The 26,243-nt window shown below is 71.7% G+C and carries 24 protein-coding genes and 1 pseudogene; 16 read left to right on the top strand and 9 right to left on the bottom strand.

Annotated features, from left to right (window positions below; genetic code table 11):
* The first annotated feature begins 277 nt into the window (after positions 1–277).
* Positions 278–1,870, top strand: a complete 1,593-nt coding sequence (serA, locus tag AB0G17_RS14260) for a phosphoglycerate dehydrogenase (protein ID WP_361380850.1) — start codon at positions 278–280, stop codon at positions 1,868–1,870.
* 210 nt (positions 1,871–2,080) lie between these two features.
* Positions 2,081–2,677, top strand: a complete 597-nt coding sequence (locus tag AB0G17_RS14255; protein ID WP_361380848.1) for a TetR/AcrR family transcriptional regulator — start codon at positions 2,081–2,083, stop codon at positions 2,675–2,677.
* 12 nt (positions 2,678–2,689) lie between these two features.
* Here the strand turns inward: AB0G17_RS14255 and AB0G17_RS14250 are convergent, their stop codons facing one another.
* A complete protein-coding gene (locus AB0G17_RS14250; protein ID WP_361380846.1) occupies positions 2,690–3,865 on the bottom strand; it encodes a helix-turn-helix domain-containing protein in 1,176 nt (391 codons plus the stop codon).
* A 183-nt stretch (positions 3,866–4,048) separates the two neighbouring features.
* On the opposite strand from AB0G17_RS14250, the gene AB0G17_RS14245 reads away from it, so the two are divergent.
* Both AB0G17_RS14245 and pruA read left to right on the top strand, forming a co-directional pair.
* Positions 4,049–4,975 carry a proline dehydrogenase family protein gene (locus tag AB0G17_RS14245; RefSeq protein ID WP_361380843.1) on the top strand — a complete coding sequence of 309 codons (927 nt, stop codon included), beginning with the start codon at positions 4,049–4,051 and terminating at the stop codon, positions 4,973–4,975.
* 34 nt (positions 4,976–5,009) lie between these two features.
* Positions 5,010–6,641 carry an L-glutamate gamma-semialdehyde dehydrogenase gene (pruA, locus tag AB0G17_RS14240; RefSeq protein ID WP_361380840.1) on the top strand — a complete coding sequence of 544 codons (1,632 nt, stop codon included), beginning with the start codon at positions 5,010–5,012 and terminating at the stop codon, positions 6,639–6,641.
* Between the two features lie 85 nt (positions 6,642–6,726).
* Here pruA and AB0G17_RS14235 read toward each other — a convergent pair whose 3' ends face one another.
* A complete protein-coding gene (locus AB0G17_RS14235; protein WP_361380837.1) occupies positions 6,727–7,593 on the bottom strand; it encodes an alpha/beta hydrolase in 867 nt (288 codons plus the stop codon).
* A gap of 135 nt (positions 7,594–7,728) precedes the next feature.
* Here AB0G17_RS14235 and AB0G17_RS14230 point away from each other — a divergent pair, with 135 nt between their 5' ends.
* Together AB0G17_RS14230 and AB0G17_RS14225 are read left to right on the top strand one after the other, a co-directional pair.
* The gene (locus AB0G17_RS14230; protein ID WP_361380834.1) at positions 7,729–8,277 is read left to right on the top strand and encodes a sigma-70 family RNA polymerase sigma factor; all 549 of its coding nucleotides are present in this window, start codon (positions 7,729–7,731) and stop codon (positions 8,275–8,277) included.
* Positions 8,274–8,750, top strand: coding sequence for a hypothetical protein (locus AB0G17_RS14225; RefSeq protein WP_361380831.1), 477 nt, complete (start codon positions 8,274–8,276; stop codon positions 8,748–8,750). Before AB0G17_RS14230 ends, AB0G17_RS14225 begins: the two co-directional genes overlap by 4 nt.
* A gap of 194 nt (positions 8,751–8,944) precedes the next feature.
* On the opposite strand, the gene AB0G17_RS14220 is transcribed toward AB0G17_RS14225, so the two are convergent.
* On the bottom strand, positions 8,945–9,844 hold the full coding sequence (locus AB0G17_RS14220) for an alpha/beta hydrolase (RefSeq protein ID WP_361380828.1): 900 nt from the start codon (positions 9,842–9,844) through the stop codon (positions 8,945–8,947).
* A 60-nt stretch (positions 9,845–9,904) separates the two neighbouring features.
* Positions 9,905–10,305, bottom strand: a pseudogene (locus AB0G17_RS14215) (nitroreductase family protein).
* 66 nt (positions 10,306–10,371) lie between these two features.
* On the opposite strand from AB0G17_RS14215, the gene AB0G17_RS14210 reads away from it, so the two are divergent.
* Positions 10,372–10,914 (top strand): GNAT family N-acetyltransferase, encoded by a 543-nt coding sequence (locus AB0G17_RS14210; protein WP_361380825.1) that lies wholly within the window; start codon positions 10,372–10,374, stop codon positions 10,912–10,914.
* A 13-nt stretch (positions 10,915–10,927) separates the two neighbouring features.
* On the opposite strand, the gene AB0G17_RS14205 is transcribed toward AB0G17_RS14210, so the two are convergent.
* Entirely contained in the window at positions 10,928–11,776 is an 849-nt protein-coding gene (locus tag AB0G17_RS14205; RefSeq protein WP_361380822.1) for an NAD(P)-dependent oxidoreductase, read from the bottom strand.
* Between the two features lie 123 nt (positions 11,777–11,899).
* Here AB0G17_RS14205 and AB0G17_RS14200 point away from each other — a divergent pair, with 123 nt between their 5' ends.
* Positions 11,900–12,733, top strand: a complete 834-nt coding sequence (locus AB0G17_RS14200) for a helix-turn-helix transcriptional regulator (protein ID WP_361380819.1) — start codon at positions 11,900–11,902, stop codon at positions 12,731–12,733.
* A gap of 276 nt (positions 12,734–13,009) precedes the next feature.
* Here AB0G17_RS14200 and AB0G17_RS14195 read toward each other — a convergent pair whose 3' ends face one another.
* Both AB0G17_RS14195 and AB0G17_RS14190 read right to left on the bottom strand, forming a co-directional pair.
* Positions 13,010–13,759 (bottom strand): hypothetical protein, encoded by a 750-nt coding sequence (locus AB0G17_RS14195; RefSeq protein ID WP_361380817.1) that lies wholly within the window; start codon positions 13,757–13,759, stop codon positions 13,010–13,012.
* The gene (locus AB0G17_RS14190; RefSeq protein ID WP_361380815.1) at positions 13,756–14,106 is read right to left on the bottom strand and encodes a PadR family transcriptional regulator; all 351 of its coding nucleotides are present in this window, start codon (positions 14,104–14,106) and stop codon (positions 13,756–13,758) included. The genes AB0G17_RS14195 and AB0G17_RS14190 overlap by 4 nt, the downstream gene beginning before the upstream one ends.
* A 319-nt stretch (positions 14,107–14,425) precedes the next feature.
* On the opposite strand from AB0G17_RS14190, the gene AB0G17_RS14185 reads away from it, so the two are divergent.
* A complete protein-coding gene (locus tag AB0G17_RS14185) occupies positions 14,426–14,557 on the top strand; it encodes a hypothetical protein (RefSeq protein ID WP_361380812.1) in 132 nt (43 codons plus the stop codon).
* A 51-nt stretch (positions 14,558–14,608) separates the two neighbouring features.
* On the opposite strand, the gene AB0G17_RS14180 is transcribed toward AB0G17_RS14185, so the two are convergent.
* Positions 14,609–16,189 (bottom strand): metallophosphoesterase family protein, encoded by a 1,581-nt coding sequence (locus AB0G17_RS14180; protein ID WP_361380809.1) that lies wholly within the window; start codon positions 16,187–16,189, stop codon positions 14,609–14,611.
* A gap of 242 nt (positions 16,190–16,431) precedes the next feature.
* Here AB0G17_RS14180 and AB0G17_RS14175 point away from each other — a divergent pair, with 242 nt between their 5' ends.
* Positions 16,432–17,472 (top strand): 3-isopropylmalate dehydrogenase, encoded by a 1,041-nt coding sequence (locus tag AB0G17_RS14175; protein WP_361380806.1) that lies wholly within the window; start codon positions 16,432–16,434, stop codon positions 17,470–17,472.
* Between the two features lie 252 nt (positions 17,473–17,724).
* A complete protein-coding gene (locus tag AB0G17_RS14170; RefSeq protein ID WP_361380803.1) occupies positions 17,725–18,810 on the top strand; it encodes a branched-chain amino acid aminotransferase in 1,086 nt (361 codons plus the stop codon).
* A gap of 198 nt (positions 18,811–19,008) precedes the next feature.
* On the opposite strand, the gene AB0G17_RS14165 is transcribed toward AB0G17_RS14170, so the two are convergent.
* Complete coding sequence (locus AB0G17_RS14165; protein ID WP_361380800.1) at positions 19,009–20,439, bottom strand: cytosine permease; 1,431 nt, start codon at positions 20,437–20,439, stop codon at positions 19,009–19,011.
* Positions 20,440–20,619: 180 nt separating this feature from the next.
* On the opposite strand from AB0G17_RS14165, the gene ureA reads away from it, so the two are divergent.
* From ureA to AB0G17_RS14140, 5 genes are all read left to right on the top strand, one after another.
* On the top strand, positions 20,620–21,321 hold the full coding sequence (gene ureA / locus AB0G17_RS14160) for an urease subunit gamma (protein WP_361380797.1): 702 nt from the start codon (positions 20,620–20,622) through the stop codon (positions 21,319–21,321).
* Positions 21,318–23,051, top strand: a complete 1,734-nt coding sequence (locus tag AB0G17_RS14155; RefSeq protein ID WP_361380795.1) for an urease subunit alpha — start codon at positions 21,318–21,320, stop codon at positions 23,049–23,051. The genes ureA and AB0G17_RS14155 overlap by 4 nt, the downstream gene beginning before the upstream one ends.
* A gap of 11 nt (positions 23,052–23,062) precedes the next feature.
* Positions 23,063–24,097 (top strand): agmatine deiminase family protein, encoded by a 1,035-nt coding sequence (locus AB0G17_RS14150; RefSeq protein ID WP_361380792.1) that lies wholly within the window; start codon positions 23,063–23,065, stop codon positions 24,095–24,097.
* Positions 24,098–24,114: 17 nt separating this feature from the next.
* Positions 24,115–24,738: a TetR/AcrR family transcriptional regulator gene (locus tag AB0G17_RS14145; protein ID WP_361380789.1), complete on the top strand. Its 624-nt coding sequence runs from the start codon at positions 24,115–24,117 to the stop codon at positions 24,736–24,738.
* Between the two features lie 112 nt (positions 24,739–24,850).
* A complete protein-coding gene (locus AB0G17_RS14140; protein ID WP_361380785.1) occupies positions 24,851–26,170 on the top strand; it encodes an MFS transporter in 1,320 nt (439 codons plus the stop codon).
* Positions 26,171–26,243 lie beyond the last annotated feature (73 nt).

Raw genomic sequence — 26,243 nt, 5'->3', positions numbered from 1 at the left:
GCTCAATACATCGCGTCAGGCCCACAGCGTCGTGCGCTTCCACGCGGCTAAGCGACCCCGGAGAGAGGCAGGCACGTCCCCGCGCCGCCCGGCACGCACTCTCGCCGCGCCAGCCGAAGGCCCAAGTAGCTCCGCTACGAGGACCTTCACCCGGCACGCCGAGAGCACGCACCGAACGACGCGGGAACGCACCCACCTCTCTCCGGCGCCGCTCCCCCCTCCACCGCCTGCGGCCGTCGGGACGGCAGTCCGCAGCACTGGAACTGTGAGGACTCACGTGAGCTCGAAACCTGTCGTACTCATCGCTGAAGAGCTGTCGCCCGCCACCGTCGACGCCCTCGGTCCGGACTTCGAGATCCGGCACTGCAACGGAGCGGACCGCGCCGAACTGCTGCCCGCCATCGCCGACGTGGACGCGATCCTGATCCGCTCCGCGACCAAGGTCGACGCCGAGGCCGTCGCCGCCGCGAAGAAGCTGAGGGTCGTCGCCCGCGCGGGCGTGGGCCTCGACAACGTCGACGTCTCCGCCGCCACCAAGGCCGGCGTGATGGTCGTCAACGCCCCGACCTCGAACATCGTCACCGCCGCCGAGCTCGCCTGCGGCCTGCTCGTCGCCACCGCGCGCAACATCCCGCAGGCCAACACCGCGCTGAAGAACGGCGAGTGGAAGCGGAACAAGTACACCGGTGTCGAGCTGAGCGAGAAGACCCTCGGCGTCGTCGGCCTCGGCCGCATCGGCGTCCTGGTCGCCCAGCGCATGTCGGCCTTCGGCATGAAGATCGTCGCGTACGACCCCTATGTGCAGCCCGCGCGCGCCGCGCAGATGGGCGTCAAGCTCCTCACCCTCGACGAGCTGCTCCAGGTCGCGGACTTCATCACCGTGCACCTGCCCAAGACCCCCGAGACCCTCGGCCTCATCGGCGACGAGGCGCTCCACAAGGTCCAGCCGCACGTCCGCATCGTGAACGCGGCGCGCGGCGGCATCGTCGACGAGGCCGCGCTGTACTCGGCGCTCAAGGAGGGCCGCGTCGCGGGCGCGGGCCTGGACGTGTACGCCAAGGAGCCCTGCACGGACTCCCCGCTCTTCGAGCTCGACCAGGTCGTCTGCACCCCGCACCTGGGCGCCTCCACCGACGAGGCCCAGGAGAAGGCGGGCATCGCGGTCGCCCGCTCGGTGCGCCTGGCCCTCGCCGGTGAACTGGTGCCGGACGCGGTCAACGTCCAGGGCGGCGTCATCGCCGAGGACGTCAAGCCGGGGCTGCCGCTCGCGGAACGCCTGGGCCGGATCTTCACCGCGCTCGCGGGCGAGGTGGCGGTCCGCCTCGACGTCGAGGTGTACGGCGAGATCACCCAGCACGATGTGAAGGTGCTCGAACTCAGCGCGCTCAAGGGCGTGTTCGAGGACGTGGTGGACGAGACCGTCTCCTACGTCAACGCGCCGCTGTTCGCGCAGGAGCGCGGTGTCGAGGTCCGCCTCACCACCAGCTCGGAGTCGCCGGACCACCGCAACGTGGTCACCGTGCGCGGCACGCTCTCGGACGGCGAGGAGGTCGCGGTCTCCGGCACGCTGGCGGGCCCCAAGCACCTCCAGAAGATCGTGGCGATCGGTGAGTTCGACGTGGACCTGGCGCTCGCCGACCACATGGTCGTCCTGCGCTACGAGGACCGCCCGGGCGTCGTCGGCACGGTCGGCCGGATCCTCGGCGAGGCTGGTCTGAACATCGCGGGCATGCAGGTCGCTCGCGCCGAGGAGGGCGGCGAGGCGCTGGCCGTCCTGACCGTCGACGACACCGTCCCGCAGCCGGTGCTCACCGAGCTCGCGGAGGCGATCGGCGCGACGTCGGCGCGTTCGGTGAACCTGGTGGACTAGCTGTTCGGCTGCGGACCGTGGTGCGTTGCTCGCGCAGTTCCCCGCGCCCCTGGGTAGTCAGGGACGCGGGGCTGTGACATTTGCGGCTCCACCGCGTGGGCGCGACCAGCTGTGCACGGTCCGCAGCCGAAAGAACACTCTTGGTGTATGACGCCCATCTCGTCATACGCGTGTATTACACGAACGTATAAAACCCGGTAGGCTCCCCGCATGGGACACCGTGAGGATCTGCTCGAAGGCGCCAAGCGCTGCCTGCTGGAGAAGGGCTTCGCGCGCACGACCGCGCGGGACATCGTCAAGGAGTCGGGGACGAATCTGGCGTCCATCGGCTACCACTACGGATCCAAGGACGCACTGCTCGCGCAGGCGTACATCGCCCTGGTGGAAGGCGTCTCGGACGCCTTCGACGCCCCCGGCGGGACGGCGGCCACCGAACCCGGATCCCTGGAGCGCTTCCAGGAGGTCTGGTCGAACATCATCGCCACCATGGAGCAGCCCGGCTCGATGTGGCACCTCAGCATGGAGATCATCGCCATGGGCGACCAGCTGCCCGGCGTACGCGACCATCTGGCGAAGGCCCAGCGCGAGGGCGCGCGCGGCATCATCCCCATGTTCATGGGGGGCGTGGAGGCCGAGGTCGGCGACGACGAGGTCGACACGCTCGGCAAGTTCTACATGACGCTCATGATGGGGCTCATCGCCCAGTGGACCTTCGACCCGGGGACGGCGGCCAGCGGCGCCGAGCTGACCGAGGGGCTCCGGCGGCTCATCGCGGCGGCCGGACCCCGCAAGCCGTCACCGGCCTGACCGGGACGGCCGTCACAGGCGGGACGCCTTCAGCGCCATGTGGAGCAGCAGCCGGTCCTCGCCCGCGTCCAGGTCGAGGCCGGTGAGCTGCTCGACCCGGGAGAGCCGGTAGTAGAGGGTCTGGCGGTGGATGCCGAGCGCCGCCGCCGTACGGCCCGCCTGGCCCGCGCAGTCGAGGAACACCTCGGCGGTGCGGGCCAGTTCGGTGTGGGCGGGGGTGAGCAGGGCGCGGACCGCCACGTCGTGGGGTGCGCCGTCCGGGAGCGCGGTCAGCAGCCGGTACGGGCCGATCCCCGCCCACTGGGCGACCGGGCCGAGCCCGGGTTCGGCCAGTGCCGCCCGGGCCGCCGAGACCGCCTCGTGCCAGGAGGCGGGCAGCTCCCCGAGGCCCCGGCGGGCCGGGGCGACCCCGGCGGCGGCGGCCGGCCCCGCCGTGGCGCGCAGCCGCTCGGCGGCGGTCAGCGCGGGCGCGAGCGCGTCGGCCGAGCGGAGCCGGACGAGCGCGCCGAGCGCCTGGGCGGGCGGGCCGCTCGCGGACTCCCCGCCCTCCTCCTCGCCGGTGTCCCCCCACGGCACCGCGCACAGCACCGCCGCCCCGGGAACGGTCCGCACGGACGGAGTCTCCTGGGGCCAGGGGCTGACGCAGACCACCGCGTGCAGACCGTCGGCGTCCGGCCCGAGCGCCGCGCGCAGGGCCGCCGTCGCCATGTCGCGCTGCCAGCCCCGCCCGGCGGTCAGGGCCGCCTTGAACTCGCGGGAGAGGTCGGCGCCCGCCTGTGTCTCGTCGGCGAGCAGGCCGCCGATGCGGGAGGCCACCTCCATCGCGGCGGCGAGGCGGTCCTCGGCCGGGCCCGGGTCGGCGTCGAGCAGCCACACGTAACCGAGCACCACGCCCCGGTGGCGGACCGGCAGGCAGACGCGGTCGCGGAAGACGCCCGCCTCCGGGGCGGCCGGGATGCGGACCGGGCCGGTGGCGCGGGTGATGCCGAACCCCTCGAACCAGGCGCGGACCGCCGGGGTCGATCGGCGGGTCAGGATCGAGCGGGTGCGCACCGGGTCCATCGCCGAGTCGTCCTCGGAGTCGTGCGCACCGAAGGCGATCAGCCCGAAGTCCCGGTCCTCCAGGGTCGCGGGGGTGCCGAGCAGCGCCGAGATCTCATCGACCAGGTCCTGGTAGTCGCCCTTCACGCCTGCCATTCTCGCGCATACCGGCGCCGCCTTCAGACATCTGTCTGAGATGCGGGGCACGGATGCGTGACAGGTGTCGATGGCAGAGGATCGGAAGGATCCTTAGGTTTCACGGTGGTTCTCCGTGCCGTTCCCGGAACGTCGGTTTTCGGCCCCCTCTACCCCTTTCCATGGAGGTGCCCCGTGCTGGGTCCCGTGATCCTCGCCGCGTCGCGCAGCGACAAGATGCGCCGCTTCATCTCGGCCGCTCCCGGCACCAAGCAGGTCGTCGACCGGTTCATCGCCGGCGAGACGGTCGATCAGGTCGTGCCGATCGTCAAGGACGCCGCCGGCCGGGGCCTGGAGGTCACCCTGGACGTGGTGGGCGAGGACATCACCACCGTGGAGCAGTCGTACGCCGCGCGCGACGCCTACCTCCAGCTGATCGAGCGCCTCAAGGACCTGGACCTGGGCACCCGCGCCGAGATGTCGGTGAAGCTGTCGATGTTCGGCCAGGCGCTGGAGGGCGGCCACGAGCTGGCCCTCGCCAACGTCCGCCCGGTGGTCGAGGCCGCCGCCGCCATCGGCACCACGGTCACCCTGGACGCCGAGGACCACACCACCCTCGACTCGATGTTCGCCATCCACGAGGAGCTGCGGAAGGACTTCCCGCAGACCGGCTGCGTCATCCAGGCGTACCTCTTCCGTACCGAGGACGACGCCCGCCGCCTGGCCGCCGCCGGCAGCCGCGTCCGGATCGTGAAGGGCGCCTACAAGGAGCCCGCCTCCGTCGCGTACCAGGACAAGGGCGAGATCGACAAGGCGTACGTCCGCGTCCTGAAGATCCTCATGGACGGCGAGGGCTACCCGATGATCGGGTCGCACGACCCGCGCCTGATAAGCATCACCCAGGAGCTCGCGCGGCGCGCCGGGCGCAAACTGGATGAGTACGAGTTCCAGATGCTCTACGGCATCCGCAGCGACGAGCACGTGCGGCTGGCGGCCGAGGGCCACCGGATGCGCGTCTACACGGCGTACGGCACCGACTGGTACGGCTACTTCATGCGCCGCCTCGCGGAGAAGCCCGCCAACCTGCTCTTCTTCGCCCGCTCCATCCTCACCAAGGGCTGAGCCCACCACCCCTCACCAAGGAGTTCAGAGACTCATGGACGCTGTAACCCAGGTCCCCACTCCCGTCAACGAGCCGGTGCACGGCTACGCCCCCGGTTCGCCCGAGCGCGCGCGCCTGGAGGTCAAGCTCAAGGAGCTGGCCGAGAACCCGATCGAGCTGCCGATGACCATCGGCGGCGAGAAGCGGATGGGCGGCGGCGAGCGCTTCGACGTCGTGCAGCCGCACAACCACAAGGCCGTCATCGGCACCTTCGCCAACGCCACGACCCAGGACGCGCAAGACGCCATCGACGCCGCCCTGGCCGCCGCCCCGGCGTGGCGCGCGATGTCCTTCGACGACCGCGCCGCGATCATCCTGCGCGCCGCCGAGCTGCTGGCCGGCCCGTGGCGCGAGACGCTGGCCGCGTCCACCATGCTCGGCCAGTCGAAGACCGCCCAGCAGGCCGAGATCGACACCCCGTGCGAGCTCGTCGACTTCTGGCGCTTCAACGTGCACTACGCCCGCCAGCTGCTCGCCGAGCAGCCCCCGGCGAACTCCCCGGGCGTGTGGAACCGCATGGACCACCGTCCGCTGGAAGGTTTCGTCTACGCGATCACGCCGTTCAACTTCACGGCCATCGCGGGCAACCTGCCGACCGCCCCGGCCCTGATGGGCAACGTGGTCGTGTGGAAGCCGTCGCCGACCCAGACCCACGCCGCCGTGCTGCTGATGCAGCTCCTGGAGGAGGCCGGTCTGCCCAAGGGCGTCATCAACCTGGTCACCGGTGACGGCCTGGCGGTCTCCGAGATCGCGCTGAACCACCGCGACCTGGCGGGCATCCACTTCACGGGTTCCACCAAGACCTTCCAGCACCTGTGGAAGACGGTCGGCACCAACATCGAGAAGTACCGCACCTACCCGCGCCTGGTCGGCGAGACCGGCGGCAAGGACTTCGTCGTCGCGCACCCCAGCGCCGACCGCGCGGTCCTGAAGACCGCCCTGACCCGTGGCTCCTTCGAGTTCCAGGGCCAGAAGTGCTCGGCCTCCTCGCGCGCGTACGTCCCGGCGTCGATCTGGAACGACGGCTTCAAGGAGGAGTTCGCGGCCGAGGTCGACGGCATCACCATGGGTGACGTCACCGACCTGTCGAACTTCATCGGCGCGGTCATCGACGAGCGCTCCTTCGCCAAGAACAAGGCCGCGATCGACCGCGCGAAGGCCGACGCCTCCTGCACGATCGTCGCCGGCGGCACCTACGACGACTCGGTCGGCTACTTCGTCCGCCCGACCGTCATCGAGTGCTCGGACCCGGAGAACGAGGTCTTCACGACCGAGTACTTCGGCCCGATCCTGGCCGTCCACGTCTACGACGACGAGAAGTACGACGAGATGCTGACCCAGATGGAGTCGGTCTCGGACTACGCCCTCACCGGCTCGGTCATCGCGGGCGACCGCGCGGCGGCCGCGTACACGATGGACAAGCTGCGCTACGCGGCGGGCAACTTCTACATCAACGACAAGTCGACCGGCGCCGTCGTCGGCCAGCAGCCCTTCGGCGGCGGCCGCGCCTCGGGCACCAACGACAAGGCGGGCGCCCCGCAGAACCTGATGCGCTGGACGCTGACCCGCGCCATCAAGGAGACGCTGGTCCCGCCGACCGACTACACGTACCCCCACATGGGCTGACGGATAGTCACCTTCGAACCCCGCCCCTGTCCTTGGTCCCCCAACCGAGGACAGGGGCGGTTTCCATGTCGCGGCCCCTCGGCGCTCACAGCTTCCGTACGAGGAAGTCGTCGATGAGCGTGGCGATCTGGGCCGCGTGCGTCTCCAGGGCGAAGTGGCCGGTGGGCAGGAGGTGGACCTCGGCCTCGGGCAGGTCGTGCAGGAAGGCGAGCGCCCCGGCCGGGACGAAGATCTCGTCATGGGCGCCCCAGGCCGCGAGCAGCGGGACCCCGCTGGTGCGGAAGTACTCCTGGAAGGCCGGATACAGGTCGAAGTTGGAGCCGTAGTCGGCCATCAGGTCGAGCTGGATGGCGTCCTGGCCGTCGCGGGCCATCAGCGCCGCGTCATGGTGGTACGCGTCCGGGCTGACCAGCGACGGGTCCGGAAGGCCGTGCAGATACTGCCACGTGATCCCTTCCAGCGAGCGGATCTCGCGCACCGGCGCCTCCGTCTCGGGTGTGCGGTCGGCGATCAGCGCGAGCGGCGCCGCCCAGGCCTCGCCCAGGCCCTCGGTGTACGCGTTGCCGTTCTGCGTGATGATCGCCGTGATCCGCTCGGGGTGCGCGAGGGCGAGCCGCAGCCCGATGGGGGCGCCGTAGTCCTGGATGTAGAGCGCGAACCGGGTGAGGCCGAGCTGCTCGGTGAACTCCCCGGTCAGGGCTGCCAGGTTGGCGAAGGTGTACGCGTACGCGTCGGCCGGCGGCGCCGAGGAGTAGCCGAAGCCGAGGTGGTCGGGGGCGATCACGTGGTAGCGCGCGGCCAGCCGGGGGATCAGGTCGCGGAACATGTGGGAGCTGGTGGGGAAGCCGTGCAGGAGCAGCAGGGCGGGGGCGTCGGGCGAGCCCGCCTCCCGGTAGAAGATCTCCTGGCCGCCGACGGTCACGGTCCGGTGGTGGATCTGCTCCGCGCTCATGTCTAACCCCTCATGCTGCTTTGGGCGGTTGAGATGGTGTGCGTGCAGCGAACCACGGCCACGACTAACCAGTCAAGTGCACTTGAGTAGTTAGGTGTTCGGGTGCGTTACCTTGTCCGGCGATGGAACGTGACCATGGATGACGGCGGCACACCGCCCTGGGAGGCGGCCGCGCCGCTGGTGCGGGCCGCCCGGGGCGGGGACGCGCTGGCCATGGACGACCTGCTCAGGGCCGTCACGCCGTACGTCACCCGGCTCTGCGCGCCGATCGCCCCGGGCGACACCGCCGACGCCGTCCAGGAGTCGCTGCTCGCCGTCTTCCGGGGGCTGCGCGGGCTGCGGGATCCGCTCGCGTTCTACGGGTGGGTGCGCGCGGTCACCGTGCGGGAGGCGGTCCGGGTGGCCCGGCGCGGGGCCCGGGAGACACCCGCCGCCCCGGAGGAGATCACCCGGCTGGCGGAGCTGAAGGATCTGCTGGCGGAGGCCGTCGGCGGTGAACTCCGCGCCGACGTACGGGACCTGCTCGCCCGGCTGCCCGTCGACAAGCGCGCCGTTCTCGTCCTGCGCGAGCTGGAGGGGCTCGACGAGCGGGCCGTCGCCGAGCTGCTCGACATACCCGAGGGCACCGTGAAGTCACGGCTGAGCAGGGCCCGTTCCTCCTTCAGGAAGGCGTGGACGCGGTGAACCAGACCCCTGGCCCCCTCGCCCGGCTGCACGTTTTGGCCGCCGGGATGCGGGCCCCGCTGCACGCCGAGCGCCGCCTCGGCCTGCCCTTCGACCAGGTGTGGGCGGTCGTCGCCGACCTGGAGGGCGAGCTGCCCCATCTCCTGCCGTTCGTACGGGAGTTCCGCGTCCCGGCCGGCGACAGTGAGCGCAAGAGCGCCCGGGCGGTGGACGCGCTGGGGCTGCGCGGCGACTTCGCCGTGCGGCTCGCCCCGGGGTGGTGTCTGATGCAGTCCCGGCTGGTCACCATGGGCATGGCGGCCGAGCCGGACGGCGACGGCACCCGGTTCGCCGTCTGCGGCGCGCTGCGGCCCGCCGCACTCGGGCCCGTCCAGCGCGGCTACCGGCGGCTGCTGGGCGAGCGGCGGGCGCGCGCGTTCTTCCGCGAGGTCGAACGCCGGGCCGCGCTGCGCCCGCCGGAGGGCGGGGCGTAGGCCGGCCCCCCTGGCGGCGCGGGGAACGGCGCGAGTGGCCCCCACCGGGGCCCGCGGCCGGTCACCGCCCGACCGGCCCTAGTGAGCCGGTCTTGAGTTTCCGCGACACCACGTGAGGTGCGTCCAGCACCAAGCCGCTGGCTAGCGGACCGCCGATAACACGATCGGTGACGCAGAATCTCGAAATCGGGACACTAGCCCCGCGCCACCAGCCTCCGAACCTCCTCGGCCACCACCTCCGGCCGCTCCTGCGGCAGATGGTGGCCCGCGCCCGGCACGATCCGCACCCTCAGGTCGTCCGCGTACGGCTCGCCGGTGAGCAGCGTCGGCGGGATCACGGGGTCGAGCGCGCCGCCGAGGACCAGCGTCGGCACGGTCAGTCCACGGCGGCGGTGCGTGCCGCGCAGCCCGGCCGGGATCTCGTGCAGCACGTACTGCCAGAACAGCGCCTGCCCGGCGGTCGCCGACGCCCCGGTCGCCGCCACGTACTCCGCCAGCTCCGCCTCGCTCCACACCGCCGGGTCGGCCACCGCGCGGCGCAGCAGGCGGCGGGTGAACGCGGGCCAGTGGCGCAGCACGAGACGGCCGAGCACCGGGTACTCGACGAACGCCGTGAACCACATCCGCCACAGGTGGATCAGGGCCTGGCGGTGCGGGGTCCAGGGGTGTGCCATGTTCAGCGCCAGGAAGGCGCTGAAGCGCTCCGGGTGGCCCTGGCAGAGCCGGAAGCCCACGTTCGCACTCCAGTTGTGGGCGACCAGCGTCACCCGCTCCAGGCCCAGCGCGTCCAGCACGCCGAGCACATCGGCGGCGAGCGCGTCCGTGTCGTATCCGCGCCGGGTCGTCTGCGACCAGCCGAAGCCGCGCAGATCGACGCAGATCAGCCGGTGGTCGGCGGCGAGCAGCGGGATCAGACGGTGCCAGGCGTACCAGTGCTGCGGAAAGCCGTGCAGCAGCACGACGGGCTCGCCCCCGCCCGCCTCGGCCAGGTGCAGCCGGGCTCCGCGCACGGTGACGTGGCGGTGTGTGACGCCGTCGACCTGGGGCATGGGGCGGTCGCCGGCCGGTGAGTCGTTGCTGATTTCCATGGTCATGCACGCCAGGAGGCGCCCGGCCCCGCAAACGTTCCCACCGGTTTTCGAAGCTCCCCGCGCTCAGAACTCCACCAGCACCTGCTCCATCGGCTTCCGTACGAGATCGGGGACTTCGCAGTCGTCGGCGGGATAGCCGACCGGGATCACCGCGAACGCCTTCTCGTTCACGGGGCGCTCCAGCACCGCCGTACCTCCGGATCGCGGATCAGGACGAAGGTCCAGGGCTGCTGGTGCGCGCCCGAGGGGGCGGTCGCCGCGCAGGCCACGGCATCGCGGACCGCCTGCTCGGGGACCGGGTCGGGGGAGAACCGCCGTACCGTACGGCGCTCCCGCATCGTGTCGCACAGCGCCGCCGCGCGCGCCAGGGACTCGGCGGCGGGCATCCGGGCGGGGCGGTAGGGGACCGGGCGGTAGGGCTCGCCGTGGGTGGGCGTCCACTGCTGCTGTGTCGACGGTGACATGAAAGCGAGTCTGGTGGCGCCGTGCCCGGCACGGAAGGGCGCGAAGCGGCCTGCCACAGTGGGCGCATGACTGAGTCTCAGCACACCGCGCACACCTCGCAGCTCGGCCCGGACGGCCTGCCGAGAATCCGCGAACTGCTCGACACCGCCTTCGGAGGGGACTTCAGCGACGAGGACTGGGACCACGGGCTCGGCGGCGTCCACTCGTTCCTGGACGACGAGCGGGGGCTCGCCGCGCACGGCAGCGTGATCATGCGCCGGGTGCTGCACGGCGGCCGGTCCTACCGCGTCGGCTACGTCGAGGCCGTCGCCGTGCGCGAGGACCGGCGCCGCCAGGGCCTCGGCGGGCGGGTGATGGCCGCCCTGGAGCACGTGATCGACCAGGCGTACGCGTTCGGCGCGCTCTCCGCGTCCGACGAGGGCGCCGCGCTCTACCGGGCGCGCGGCTGGCAGGTCTGGCCCGGGCGGATCGAGGTCCTGAGCCCGGACGGGGTGGTGCGGCTCGCCGAGGAGGAGGGCACCACCTACGTCCGCCCGGCCGCGGGCCGCCCGCTGCCCGACCCCGCCCAGCCTCTGGTCTTCGACTGGCGCGACGGAGACGTGCTGTGAGGGTGCCCGGGCCCTACAGGGCGCCCGCGTCCCGCGCCGTCCACACCGACGGGTACAGCGGGCGGAAGCCCAGCTCGTCCCGGATCCGCAGGGTCGACACGATCGTGTAGAACGGGTCCGGGTCGGTGCGCTGCGCCAGCTCCGGGGGCACCTCGACCCCGTTGAGCTGGTGCAGCTCGACCGCCGTCACCGGGCAGTCGTCCGCGATGTTGTACTTGCGGCCCGCCACCCCGGGCGCGTACAGCAGCCGCATCAGACCCTGCGCCACGTCCGCGTGGTGCACCATCGGCAGCCGCTGGTACCCGGCCCACTGACCCGCCCAGTGCACCGAATACGCCAGGTGCGGGTCGCCCTCGCCGTAGACGAACGCCAGCGCGCCCACGCGCACGTCCAGACCGTGCTCGCGGTGCAGGGCGAACAAGCCCTCCTCGGCGGCCGCCTTGGACTCCGCGTACGTCCCCCACAGCGGGCCGCCGGGCAGCGGTTCGTCGTCCTCGGTCAGCGGACGCCCGCGCCCCAGGCCGTACGCGAGGTTCGACGACACCTGGACGAACCGGCTCACCCCGGCCTCCAGCGACGCCCGGCCGAGCGCGAGCGCCGCGTCGCGGTTGACCGCGCGGTTCTCCTCGTCCGGCACATCGCGGTACGCCACCGCGAGGTTCACCACCGCGTCCACCCCGGCCAGCGCCTTGCGCACGGACTCCTCGCTGCGCACGTCGCCGACCGCCACCTCATGGGCGCCGAGGGCGGCACCGCGCGCCTCGTCGCGCACCAGGACCCGCACCACGTCGGCCCGTTGGACCAGCCTCGGCACGAACCTCCGGCCGACCGCGCCCGTCGCCCCCGTCACCAGAATCCGCATCGTCCGCTCCTCTCGATTGCCTGGCTCAAGCCTTGCGCGAGGTGGCCGACGGCGGGAGGGACGTCCCCATCCAGGGAGCGGGACTCCCTGGATACCGCCCCCGGCCCCCGTCATGCTGAGGACGTGGACAGAGAAGAACTCGCGGACTTCCTGCGGCACTGCCGGGCCCGTCTGGAACCGTCGGACGTCGGCCTCTCGGCCGGCCCCCGGCGGCGGACGGCCGGGCTGCGCAGGGAAGAGGTCGCCCAGCTCACCGGGATGTCGGCGGACTACTACACCCGGCTGGAGCAGGCCCGCGGCTCGCGCCCGTCCCGGCAGATGCTGACCGCGCTGGCGCGGGCGCTGCGGCTCAGCCGGGACGGGCGCGATCACCTCTTCCACCTGGCGGGGGAGGAGCCGCCGCGCGAGCGGCACGGCTCGGTCCATGTGCGCCCCGGCCTGATGCTGATCCTCGACCGGCTGCACGACGCGCCCGCGCAGGTGATGAGCGACTGGGGCGAGGTGCTCGCCCAGAACGCGATGGCGGCCGCCCTGGTCGGCGAGGCCGGCCCCGGCCGCAACATCATCCGCGCCTACTTCACCGATCCCTCGCTGCGCCGCCTCTTCCCGCCCGAGGACCAGGCCGAGCACGCGCGCAGCCATGTCGCCCAGCTGCGGGCGGTGCTCGCGGCCCGCCCGGACGACCCGGAGCCGGCTCGGCTGGTGGCCGAACTGCGCTCGCTGAGCGAGGAGTTCGCGGCGCTGTGGGACCAGCACGAGGTGGAGACGCGGCACGCCAAGGTGAAGCGCTTCGTCCATCCCGTGGTCGGCCTTCTGGAGCTGGACTGCGAGGTGCTGTTGAGCTCCGGCGAGAGCCAGTTCCTGGTGGTCCATTCGGCCCGCCCGGGCACGGAGGCCCACCAGCGCCTGGAACTGCTCCGGGTGGTGGGCCTCCAGGACCTGACGGTCAGGCGCTGACGGATATCGGCTGACGGTCATCGGCTGACAGATATCAGCTGACGGTCATCGGCTGACAGATGTCAGCTGACGGTCAGCCGCTGACGGATATCGGCTGACGGTCATCGGCTGACAGATATCAGCTGACGGTCATCGGCTGACAGATGTCAGCTAACGGTCAGCCGCTGACGGATATCGGCTGAGGGGCATCGGCTGACGGACGTCAGCTGACAGATATCAGCTGACGGTCAGCCGCTGACGGATATCGCTGACGGTCATCAGCCGGCCGTCATCGGTTCAGGCGTCTTCGACCCCCTGCGCAACCTCCCGCTTGACGCGGTGCCAGGCGAGGACCATGGCCGCCGGGGCCGCGACCGCCGCGCCGATCAGCGCCGGGTAGATCACCGGGTCGCCCCCGTAGTGGATCGCGAAGGCGGTCCCGGTGCCCGAGACGACCGCCGCGCCCACCATCTGCTTGAGCTTGCCCCGGTAGGTGGTGCCGAGGAAGAGCTGCTTGGCGGGCGGTGCCACCAGGTCGTCGAGCTCGGCCGCGGGTCCGGCGCTCGCAGCCTTCGGGCGCTTGAAGTACATGAAGAACATCCAGTGCCCGCACGGCTCCCAGCCGTCCGGGGCGAGCCCGGCCGACACCGCGTCGCGCTCGGCCGCGTTGTTGGCGCTCTCGCGCCGGTACTCCCACCGCATCGCCGCCGCCGGGTCGCGACGGCAGACGAACCGGCCGAGCCGGTCCAGGCCCTGGACCTCCCAGCCCTGGTCGCCGTAGTGGTTGAGGTGCTTGCGGTCGGTGTAGATGTCGGCGGTCCACTTCCAGGTCTCCGCCTCCGCCCCCGGCTCCTGGGCGGCCCGGCCCCCCGTGAGCCGGGCGGCGAAGTCCTCCGGCGCGCCGAACTCCTCGTACGGGTCGGCGGATCCGGACTCCGTCAGATAGCCGGTGAGCTCGGCGACGGTCGCCGTCACCTCGCTCCGCGGCATCCCCGCGGCGCGCAGCTTCTCGGCGAGAGCCCCGAAGTAGTCGCTGTGCTCGCTCATGACGGTCGTCCCCCTGGTATCGCGCTGGTCAGCATGGTCTGTACGGCGGTGTGGAACTCCAGCCAGGACGCGCCCTGTTCGGCGAGTGCCCGGTGGCCCTCCTCGGTCAGCCGGTAGTACCGGCGGCCCGGCCCGCGCTCGGCGGCGCGGAACTCCCCGACGGCGAGCCCGGCCTCTTCGAGCCGGTTCAGGACGGGGTAGAGCGTCCCGCCCTTGATCTCTCCGAGCCCGGCCGCGGCCAGGGTCTTGGAGATCTCGTAGCCGTAGCTCTCGCCCCCGGTCAGGCAGGTGAGGACGAGGAGGTCGAGGACGCCTTTGAGCCAACTGGATCTGCGGTCTGCGGCCATGCCTGTATTTCAGCACTAGCTAGGTAGGAATGCAAACTAGGTGGTGGTGCTTGGGTAGGTTGCGGTGTCGAGTAGTCGAAGGCGGCGGGCGCCGTCTCAGATAGAAGGCGGCGGGCGCCGTCTCAGATAGTAGGAAGTCCGAGTAATTGTGGAGACAGAAGCGGAGTCCTCCCTTAGCTTTGTAGGAGCCGAACGTCTCGCTAGATCCAGCGAATGGCGGTCGCGAGCGCGGTGCCCCTTGGCAGGCAACCCCTGCGGCAGCGCTCCCCGCCCCTTCCGGCGCCCTGATATCCCCGTGATCTCAAGGAGTCGATCCCTCATGTCCGAGACGACGACCGTCCGCCGTGTCCGTCACGCTTCCCGTACGAGCGACGCCGACCGCAAGAACGCCGCCGCCGCGCTCCAGCGCGCGCTTGACCGCCGTGACAACGGTGGTGCCACCGGGCATTAGGCGCGCTTTTCGGCCGCGGGCCGGGGAGGGCGGGCTGCCCAGCTCCGCCTTCTACCTCCCGCGCCTGATCTCGAAGTGGTCGACTCTCGCGCCCGACTCGGCCAGGGCCGTCACCGTCATCCGGGCGTGGCGGCCCGTCTCCACCCGCACCGCCAGGAACGAGTAGCCGGTGAAGCGCACCCGGGACCACTCCACCGTCTCGGTCGCCTTCTGGCGGCCCTTGATCCAGTGGTAGCCGGCGACGCTCTCCTGGTCCTTGACGTGGCCCTCGTAGCTGTCGGGGGCAGGGAAGTCGTAGAGCGCGCGGCCCGCGCCGCCGGCCGTGACGTACACGATGCCGTCGCGCGTCGGGTCGGTGCGCTCGCCGATCGGCACCTTGCGCCCGACCGCGTTCTTCAGGATCGCGTCCGTGCGCTCGTACACGTGGTTGTGGCCGTTGATGACCAGGTCCACCTGGTGCTTCTCGAAGAGCGGCACCCAGGCCTCGCGCACCCCGCCCTCGGAGGCGTGCGCGTTGGTCGTCGAGAAGGCGCAGTGGTGGAAGAAGACCACGATGAAGTCGACGTGGCGGTCGGCGCGCAGCTCGGCCAGCCGCTTGTCGAGCCACCGCGTCTGCTTGCCGCCGCTGATCCCGTAGTTGGCGGGGATCTCGTACGAGACGTCGTTGGCGTCGAGCGCGACCACGCCCACGTTGCCGTGCACGAACGAGTACACACCGGGCTGGTTGACCGGGTCCGGACCGTTGTCCGGCAGTGACCAGCGGGCGTACTGGCCGCCGTAGCCGTCCGGCGAGTACCAGGCCTCCATGTCGTGGTTGCCGGTGGTCACCATCCACGGCACGGTCTTGGCGACCGACTCCGTCTGCGCCAGGAACTGGTCCCAGGTGCGCGCGTCATAGGTGTCACCGGAGGTGCCCGAGCCGGACGGGTCGGCGTAGCAGATGTCGCCCGCGTGCAGGTGGAACGCCGGGTTCTGACCGAGGATCAGCTGGTCGTTGCCGAGCGCGTGGTAGCTGACGCCCTGGTCGCCGAAGGCCGTGAAGGTGAACGGCTCGGCGCGCTCGGGCGCGGTGGTGAAGGTGCCGAGGGTGCCCAGGTTGCGCGGGTCGGCCGGGTCGAAGCCGTCGTGGCCGACGCCGTAGTAGTACGTGGTGCCCGGCCGCAGCCGCTCCAGGCCCGCGTGCACGTAGTACTGCTCGGCCGCGGCGATCTTCCCGCCGTTGAGTACCGGCGTGGTCAGGTGGCGCACCTCGGCGCCGATCCGGTGGCTGAGCGCCCACGGCTTGAGCCCGATCCGGATGTACGGCCGCCGCACCGGGAAGGGGACCTGCCAGGAGACCGCCATCTGCGTCTTGGGGTCCGCGCCGTACGCGAGGTGGCGCCCGAACGGGGCCACCAGCGAACCGTCCACCTCCGTACCGGAGCCGCGCGAAGTGAGCACGGTGGGTGCGGCGTAGGCGGGCGGCGACGCGGCGAGTCCGGTGCCCGCCCCGGCCCCGGCGATCGCGGCCGTGGCCACGGAGGTGCGCAGCACACCGCGCCGCGTCAGCCGCGTACGCAGGTACTCGTGCTGCTCGGCCATGCTCAGGCGGCCGGCGAGCTTCTCGGGTATACCGAAACGAGGGATGTCCATGGCCGGAAACGTCCTCTCCTCGGTCGACGCGAATCTCACCGCTGGGTGAACGGGGCGCGTACAGCTCCCCATGCAACTCCCCGCAATCCCCCCGCACATCACTGCGGCCAGCCATTCGGCCGCCGCCCGGAGGGACTACGGGGATGGCCCGTTCCCTGCGCCCGGGGGATTCGGCCGGTCCGCGCCTGTCCGCATGCTGGACTCGACATGTCAATGCATGGGACGCGGAGTACGGTGCATCCATGTCTCGCAGCATCGATCTCGCAGTGATCCCCGGTGACGGCATCGGCCAGGAAGTGGTGGCCCAGGGCCTCAAGGTCCTCAATGCCGTCCTTCCAGCGGATGTGAAGCTGGAGACCAAGGAGTACGACCTCGGCGCCCGGCGCTGGCACCGCACCGGCGAGACCCTGCCGGACGCGGAGCTCGAAGCGCTCAAGACGCACGACGCGATCCTGCTCGGCGCCATCGGCGACCCGAGCGTGCCCTCCGGCGTCCTGGAGCGCGGGCTGCTGCTGAAGCTGCGGTTCGCCTTCGACCACTTCATCAACCTGCGCCCGTCGAAGCTGTTCCCGAACACCGCGACCCCGCTTGCCGGCCGCCCCGAGATCGACTTCGTGGTGGTCCGCGAGGGCACCGAGGGCCCCTACACGGGCAACGGCGGCTCGCTGCGCACCGGCACCCCGGCCGAGGTCGCCACCGAGGTCAGCGTGAACACGGCGTACGGCGTGGAGCGCGTGGTGCGCGACGCGTTCGCCCGCGCTCAGGCGCGGCCGCGCAAGAAGCTGACGCTGGTTCACAAGAACAACGTGCTGGTCTTCGCCGGTCACCTGTGGAAGAACACCTTCGACACGGTGGCGAAGGAGTACCCGGACGTCACCACCGACTATCTGCACGTCGACGCCGCGACGATCTTCTTCGTCACCCAGCCCGAGCGGTTCGACGTGATCGTCACCGACAACCTCTTCGGTGACATCCTCACCGACCTCGCCGCGGCCGTGACCGGCGGCATCGGCCTGGCCGCGTCCGGGAACATCAACCCGACCGGGGCGTTCCCCTCGATGTTCGAGCCGGTCCACGGCTCGGCGCCGGACATCGCGGGCCAGGGCAAGGCCGACCCGACCGCCACGGTCCTCTCGGTCGCCCTGCTCCTGCGCCACCTCGGTTACGAGGCCGAGGCGGCCCGGATCGAGGACGCCGTCCAGGCCGACCTGGCCGCGCGGGACGGCTCCGCCCGTACCACCGACGAGATCGGCGACGCGCTCGCCGTACGAGTATCGGGCTGACCCGAGCGCTCTTCCTCAACGTAGCCGCCGGGTCGCACCAGCACCCGGCGGCTTTTCCTGTGCGGCCTCGGGGTGCCACCATCAGTCCCTGGGCCGCAATCACACCGTTTCTGCCATGGTCCCGCACGAGCGATAATCGAACGTGGGACCGCGGCATGCGGGAAGCTCGGACGTCCTGGCAGAAGCTCCTGGCGGAAGCGAAGGCGGCGTGAGCGCGGTCCGACCCACACAACCGGTGAAGGACACGCAACCATGACGACGCCCACGATCGAGCTCAAGCCCTCCGCGAACCCGCTGTCGGACGCGGAGCGTGACGCGATCCTGGCAAGCCCCGGATTCGGCCGCCACTTCACCGATCACATGGTGACCGTCAAGTGGACCGAGGGCCGCGGGTGGCACGACGCGGAGCTCACTCCGTACGCGCCGCTGTCGATGGACCCGGCGAACATGACGCTGCACTACGCGCAGACGATCTTCGAGGGCCTGAAGGCCTACCGCCAGCCCGACGGTACGGTGGCGACCTTCCGCCCCGAGGCCAACGCGGAGCGCTTCCGCTCCTCGGCCCGCCGCATGGCGATGCCCGAGCTGCCGACCGAGCTGTTCATCGCCGCCTGCGACGCGCTGATCCAGCAGGACCGGGGATGGGTCCCGTCCTCCGGCGAGGCCTCCCTCTACCTGCGCCCGTTCATGATCGCGAGCGAGGTCGGGCTCGGTGTGCGCCCCGCCAGCGAGTACCTCTTCATCGTGATCGCGTCCCCCGCCGGGGCGTACTTCCCGGGCGGCGTGAAGCCGGTCTCGGTGTGGCTCTCCGAGGAGTACGTGCGCGCGGTCAAGGGCGGTACGGGTGCGGCCAAGACCGGCGGCAACTACGCCGCGTCCCTGGTCGCCCAGGCCGAGGCGGCCGAGCACGGCTGCGACCAGGTGGTCTGGCTGGACGCGGTGGAGCACCGGTGGATCGAGGAGATGGGCGGGATGAACCTGTACTTCGTGTACGGCGACCGCATCGTCACCCCGTCGCTGACCGGGTCGCTGCTGCCGGGCATCACCCGTGACTCGCTGCTGACGATCGCGCGGGACCTCGGCTACACGGCGGAGGAGGGGCGGATCTCCACGGAGGACTGGAAGCGGGACACGGAGGCGGGGACGCTGACCGAGGTGTTCGCCTGCGGTACGGCCGCGGTGATCACGCCGGTGGGGTCCGTCAAGTCCGCGCGGGCGAACTGGACGCAGGGGGATGGTGAGCCGGGTGTCGTCACGATGCGGCTGCGCAAGGCGCTCCTGGACCTTCAGACGGGGGTCACGCCGGACACGCACGGCTGGATGCACCCGCTGGGCTGACCGGTTTTTTGCCCCACCCCGCCCCTTCACCCAGACCCTCCGGGGGTGGGTGGGGGGCGGGCCCCCGGGCCCTTTTGCGGGGCCTGCGGCCCCTGCACCGCGCTGTTTCTGTCTGCGGGCCGTGCTGGGTTGCTCGCGCAGTTCCCCGCGCCCCTCACATGCGCCCCTTCGGGGCGACCAGCCACCCACGGTCCGCAGTCAAGGGACCAGCCGCCCGGCTGAGGGCTCTCGGGAAGGGGCGGGGTGGGGGAGACCCCGCCGGGTCAGGGCCGCGTACGCCGCGCCGCCCACCGCCCCCGACAGCACGAAGCTGCAGTCCACCCCGCCCGTGAACCTCAGCAGCGGACCCGCGTACTGCGGCAGCGACACCGCCGGCAGACCCACCCCCGCCCCCAGCCCCCACGCCACCACGGCCCGCCAGTTCCAGCCGGACCGGTACCAGTACGCCCCGCCCCGCGAGCGGCGGTTGAAGACCTGGAGGGCGTCCGCGTCGTACACGCCGCGGCAGCGCGCGAAGCCGATCAGGGTGATGACCGCCCACGGCGTGCCGATCGCCGTCAGAAGCAGGACGAAGGACGTCATCGCGGCCTGCGCGTCCCACGCGTAGTGGCCCACGAAGACGCACACCGTCGCCACCCCCGCGACCGCGAACGTCGCCTGTGTACGCGACGCGCGCGGCACGATCGCGTCCAGGTCGAGGCCCATGGAGTACAGCATCAGGCCCGCGTTGCCGACCGAGCCCGCCGACGCGGCCAGCAGGAGCGGCACCAGGTACCAGCCCGGCGCCGCCGCCACCAGCGGGCCCGCGTAGTCCGCCACCGCCCGCGCCGCGTACGCCGTGAACGTGCCGAACAGCTGCGGCACCAGCAGCCCCGCGATCAGGCCCAGCCAGGTCGCGTGGAGCACCCGGCGCGGGGTGTGCCGCGACGGTGAGATGTAGCGCGTGTAGTCGCCCAGGAGCGTGATGAACGCGATCGGGCCGCTCAGCCCGGCCGCGACCAGCGCGAGCAGCCACGTCGGCCAGAACGAGCCGAGGAGGTAGCCGCCGGCACCGGGCAGCGCGGCCGTCGTGAAGTGCGGGGCGTACGCCGCCACGCCCAGGGTGAGCAGCGCCGTCATGCCGACCGCCAGGACCCGGGACAGGCGCAGCAGCACTCGGTACCCGTACGCCGCGCCGATCACCGTCGCCGCCGCGAGTACCGCGTACACGACCGCGTACGAGCCGCCGCCCGTGGGCAGCCCGAAGAGCCGGTGCAGCACGCCCGTCATCGCGTCCCCGCCGATCCAGACCGTGAGCGCCGTGTAGCCGAGGGACAGGAGCAGGCCCACCACCGAGCCGACGAGGCGGCCCCGTACCCCGAACTGCGCGCCCGAGGACGTCGACAGGTTCGTCGCCGTGCGCAGGGACACCAGCGCCAGCGGGGCCGTCAGCACCGTGCCCACCAGCGTGCCCGCGACAACCGCGCTCACCGACGCCCACCAGCCGAGGCCGAAGGAGACCGGGAGCCAGCCGAAGACGATCACGCCCAGACAGAGGTTGGAGCCGAGCAGGATCGACACCAGGTCACGCGGACCGCTGGTGCGCTCCGCCTCCGGGATGGTGCCGACTCCGCGCTGTTCTATCGGCATGGGCTGCCCCTGACATGTCGGATGGCTGGAATATGTCGTTCCTGCCGTTTGAGCGACGCTCAATGTGAGCCATGGTGCGGAGGTCCGTGAACCCCCTTGGATGGGCGCTCTGTGGCCAGTCGGCCATGACACACCGCGATATGTGTGGTTAGAGTGGTGTTCAAACAGGAGGTGTATGGCGTGCGACTGACCCCCACGGAACGCGACCGGCTGCTGCTCTTCGGCGCCGCCGAGCTCGCGCGGGCCCGCCGGGCCCGAGGGCTGCGGCTCAACGTGCCCGAGGCGACCGCGCTGATCGCGGACACCGTCTGCGAGGCGGCCCGGGACGGCCGCAGGCTCGCGGAGGCGATCGAGGCGGCGCGCGAGGTGCTCGGCCCCGACGACGTCCTGCCGGGCGTCGCCGACGTGGTCACCGAGGTGCACGTCGAGGCGGTCTTCGACGACGGCTCGCGGCTCGCCGTGGTCCCCGCCCCCATCCGGGGCGCCGCCGGGCTCGGCGCGGACGCGCCCGGCGCTGTGCTGCCGGGACCCGAGGGCCCCGAGCGGGAGCCCGCCGTCCGGCTCACCGTGCGCAACACCGCGCCCGTCCCGGTCAGCGTGACCTCGCACTTCCACTTCTTCGAGGCCAACCCGCGCCTCGACTTCGACCGCGCCGCCGCGTACGGGATGCGGCTGTGCGTACCGGCCGGGTCGTCGGTCCGGTTCGACCCGGGCGGCGAGGGCGAGGTCGGGCTCGTACCGATCGGCGGCGCCCGCGTCGCCATCGGCTTCGCCGGGCTCGTCGACGGGCCCCTGGACGCGCCCGGCGCCAGGGAGGAGGCCCTGCGCAGGGCCGCCGCCTGCGGCTACCTGGGCGCGAGCGACGAAGGAGCAGCCTCATGAGCAGGCCCAGCCGCCACACCGACCACTGCGCGCCCGGCAGCCAGCACATCGACCCGGACGAGTACGCGGCCGTCTTCGGGCCCCGCGCGGGCGACCGGATCCGGCTCGGCGACTCGGGGCTCGTCGTGCGCGTCGAGTCCGACTCCCAGGCCCCGGGCGACGAGTTCCTCGCCGGGTTCGGCAAGACCGCCCGGGACGGGCTGCACCTGAAGGCCGCGGCCGTCCGCGAGACCTGTGACGTCGTGATCAGCAACGTCGTGGTGATCGACGCCGTGCAGGGCATCCGCAAGGTGTCCATCGGCATCCGTGAGGGCCGTATCCACGCCATCGGGCGGGCCGGGAACCCGGACACCCTCGACGGCGTGGACGTCGTCGTCGGCACCGGGACCAGCATCGTCTCCGGCGAGGGGCTCATCGCCACCGCCGGGGCCGTGGACACCCACGTCCACCTGCTCTCGCCGCGCATCATGGAGGCCTCGCTCTCCTCCGGCGTCACCACGCTCATCGGCCAGGAGTTCGGCCCGGTGTGGGGCGTCGGCGTCAACTCGCCCTGGGCGCTGCGGGGCGCCTTCGCCGCCTTCGACGCCTGGCCGGTCAACATCGGCTTCCTGGGCCGGGGTTCGTCCTCCGACGGCGCCCCCCTGGTGGAGGCGCTCGCCGAGGGCGGCGCCTGCGGGTTCAAGGTGCACGAGGACATGGGCGCGCACACCCGCGCCCTGGACACCGCGCTGCGCGTAGCCGAGGAGCACGACGTGCAGGTGGCGCTGCACAGCGACGGCCTCAACGAGTGCCTGTCGGTGGAGGACACCCTGCGCGTCCTCGACGGCCGGACGATCCACGCCTTCCACATCGAGGGCTGCGGCGGCGGCCACGTACCGAACGTGCTGAAGATGGCGGGCGTGCCCAACGTCATCGGCTCCTCCACCAACCCGACCCTGCCGTTCGGCCGGGACGCCGTCGCCGAGCACTACGGGATGATCGTCTCCGTACACGGCCTCAAGCCGGACCTGCCCGGCGATGCCGCCATGGCGCGCGACCGCATCCGGGCCGGCACGATGGGCGCCGAGGACGTGCTGCACGACCTGGGCGCGATCGGCATCACCTCCTCCGACGCCCAGGGCATGGGGCGCGCGGGCGAGACCGTACGGCGTACGTTCGCGATGGCCGGGAAGATGAAGGCCGAGCTCGGAGCGCTGGAGGGGGACGGCGAGGGCGACGACAACGCGCGCGTGCTGCGCTACATCGCCAAGCTGACCATCAACCCGGCCATCGCCCACGGCCTGGCCCACGAGATCGGGTCCATCGAGGTCGGCAAGATGGCCGACATCGTGCTGTGGCGGCCCGCCTACTTCGGCGCCAAGCCCCAGCTGGTGCTCAAGTCCGGCTTCCCCGCCTGGGGCGTCACGGGCGATCCGAACGCGGCCACCGAGACCTGCGAACCGCTGGTCCTCGGCCCCCTCTTCGGCGCCCACGGCGCGGCCCCCGCCGAGCTCTCCGTCGCCTTCGTGGCTCGCGCCGCCCTCGATCAGGGAAGCGACCTGATGCCCACCCGCCGGCGCCGGGTCGCGGTGCGCGGCACCCGGGGCATCGGCCCCGCCGACCTGGTGTTCAACTCCCGTACCGGAGCCGTGGACGTGGACGGCCGCACCGGCCTGGTCACCCTCGACGGCGACCCGCTGCGCTCGGAGCCCGCCGACTCCGTCTCCCTCAACCGCCTCTACTTCCTCTAAGGACCTCCCCGATGTCTGCTGCCGCCGACGGCTTCCGCATGCCCGCCGAGTGGGCCCCGCACGAGCGCACCTGGATGGCGTGGCCGGGCCCCAACGTCACCTTCCCCAACGAGGCGGAGCTCGCCGGGTCCCGGGCCGCCTGGGCGTCCGTCGCCCGCGCCGTGCGCCGCTTCGAGCCGGTCACGGTCGTGTGCGGCCCCGGCCAGAGCGCGCAGGCGGCCGCCCTGCTCGGCCCGGACATCGACCTGGTGGAGCGCGAGCTCGACGACGCCTGGATGCGCGACATCGGCCCCACGTTCCTGACCAACGGCACGGAACTGGCCGCCGTGGACTGGACGTTCAACGGCTGGGGCGCCCAGGACTGGGCCCGCTGGGAGCACGACGCCAAGATCGGCGCGTACGTCTCGGACCTGGCCGGGGCGCGGACGTACACCTCGCGCCTGGTCAACGAGGGCGGCGCGATCCACGTGGACGGCGAGGGCACCGTCCTGCTCACCGAGTCCGTGCAGCTCGGGCCCGAGCGCAACCCCGGCTGGACCCGCGAGCAGGTCGAGGCGGAGGTCCACGGGATGCTCGGCACCCGCAAGGCGATCTGGCTGCCGCGCGGCCTGACCGCCGACTACCCTCCGCACGGCTACGGCACGCTCGGCCACGTCGACATCGTCGCCGCGTTCGCCCGCCCCGGAGTGATCGTCGCCCACACCCAGCCGGACCCGGCCCACCCCGACCACGAGGTGTGCAAGGAGAACGTGGCGCTGCTGCGCAGCCAGACCGACGCCCGGGGCCGGAGCATCGAGGTCGTGGAGGTCCCCGCGCCGACCGTCCTCACCGACGACCACGGCTGGGTCGACTACTCGTATATCAACCACTACCTCTGCAACGGCGGCGTCGTCCTGTGCGGCTTCGATGACCCGAGGGACGAGAACGCGGCGGGCATCTTCCGCCGTCTCTTCCCCGAGCGGACCGTGACCCTCGTCGACGCACGTACGATCTTCGCGGGGGGCGGTGGCATCCACTGCATCACCCAGCAGCAGCCCAGGGTGTGATCCAGGAGGCAGGAGACATGGCCGGTCCGGCCCGCGCGCGGAAGAACGCGCCACCGCGCGAGGAGGTGCTGGCCGCCGCCATGGCCACGATCGCCGAGCGCGGCCTGGACGGTCTGACCATGGCCGGGCTCGGCCGCGAGGTCGGCATGTCCAGCGGCCACCTCCTCTACTACTTCCGCAGCAAGGACGAGCTGCTCCTGGAGACCCTGGAGTGGAGCGAGGGCCGGCTCGGCGGCGAGCGCCGGGCCCTGCTGTCGCGGCCGGGCCCGGTCCGCGAGCGCCTGGACGCCTACATCGACCTGTACGTTCCGGACGGCGCCCGCGATCCGCACTGGATCCTGTGGCTGGAGGTCTGGAACCGCTCGCAGAGCGCTGCCACCGACGCTGTCGCCCGCGCCCGCCAGGCCGCCATCGAGGGGGCCTGGCACCGCGACCTGGTCGCGATCATCGCGGAGGGCGTCTCGCGCGGCGAGTTCCGCCCCGTCGACGCGGACCGTTTCGCGGCCCGGTTGCGGGCGCTGCTCGACGGCTTCAGCGTCCATGTGGCGGTCGGCATACCCGGCACGGGTCGGCCCCAAGTCCTCGACCACGTAAGGGAGTTCGTCGACGAGTCGCTGACGGCGCCGTCCGCCGGACGCTGAGCGGCGCCGACCGGACGCTGACCGGGGGCTGAACACAACGTACGCAAGTACGCCTTATCGTTGCGTCCGCGACCCTTGTCGGCCGCACCGGCCTGGGCCACCGTGATCGTCCATGGGACGAGAGCAGTGGAAGAAGATCTGGGTCGGCTCGGCCGGGAACATGGTCGAGTGGTTCGACTGGTTCGTGTACGCCACCTTCGCGGTGTACTTCGCCGACGCGTTCTTCCCGAAGGGGAACGAGACCGCGAACCTCATGAACACGATGGGGATCTTCGCCGTCGGCTTCTTCATGCGGCCGGTGGGCGGCTGGCTGCTCGGCCGCATCGGCGACCGGCGCGGCCGCAAGGCGGCCCTGACCCTGACCGTCACCCTGATGTCCGCCTCGGCGATCCTGATCGCGGTGGCACCGACGTACGGGGTGGCCGGGTACGGGGGAGTGGGCGTGCTCCTCGTCGCCCGCCTCCTCCAGGGCCTCTCCGTCGGCGGTGAGTACGCGGCGAGCGCCACCTATCTGACCGAGGCGTCCGACCCCCGCCGCCGCGGCTTCGCCTCCAGCTTCCAGTACGTGTCGATGACCGCAGGCCAGCTCGTCGGCCTCGGCCTCCTGATCGTCATGCAGCGCACGATGTCCGAGGACGCGCTGCACAGCTGGGGCTGGCGGATCCCGTTCGTGGTGGGCGCGCTGGGCGCGGCGGTCGTCTTCTACCTGCGGCGGAACATGCTGGAGACCGAGGTGTACGAGGAGTCCGGCGCGGCGCGGGACGAGGAGCGGGGCACGCTGAAGGCCCTGTGGCGCCACCGCAGGGAGGCGTTCCTGGTCATGGCCCTGACGATGGGCGGCACGGTCGCGTACTACACATACACCACCTATCTGACGAAGTTCCTCTCCAAGAGCGCGGGGATGCCCAAGCCGACGGCGTCGCTGGTGTCGTTCTGCGCGCTCTTCGTCTTCATGTGCCTGCAGCCGCTGGCGGGCATGGTCTCGGACCGGATCGGCCGCCGTCCGCTGCTGATCACGTTCGCGGTCGGCTCGACGTTCCTGACCGTGCCGATCATGACGATGCTCAAGCACGCGGGCACGTTCTGGCCGGCCTTCGGCCTGGCGCTGCTCGCCCTGGTGGTGGTGACCGGCTACACGTCCATCAACGCGTGCGTGAAGGCCGAACTCTTCCCGACCGGCATCCGCGCCCTGGGCGTGGCCCTCCCGTACGCCATCGCCAACGCCCTCTTCGGCGGTACGGCGGAGTACGTGGCGCTGTGGTTCAAGAAGGCGGACATGGAGTCCGGCTTCTACTGGTACGTGGCGGGGTGCGCGGCGGTGTCGCTGGTGGTGTACCTGACGATGCGGGAGACGCGCGAGATCGACCTGAACCGTGTCGCCGCCCCTGCCGGACGGCCGGTGCCCCAGGCGGACGGGGTGCCCGCATCCTGAGACCCCGAGCCACGCCGTGGTCCCTCTGTGGCAAACTACCGACCGTGCTCGCTTTCATGATGATTATGGACAG

Origin of the sequence: Streptomyces sp. NPDC023838, assembly GCF_040639555.1 — a bacterium.
GTDB lineage: Bacteria > Actinomycetota > Actinomycetes > Streptomycetales > Streptomycetaceae > Streptomyces.
Note: the sequence above shows the minus strand (reverse complement) of the source record. Positions and strands in the feature narration are given on the sequence as shown.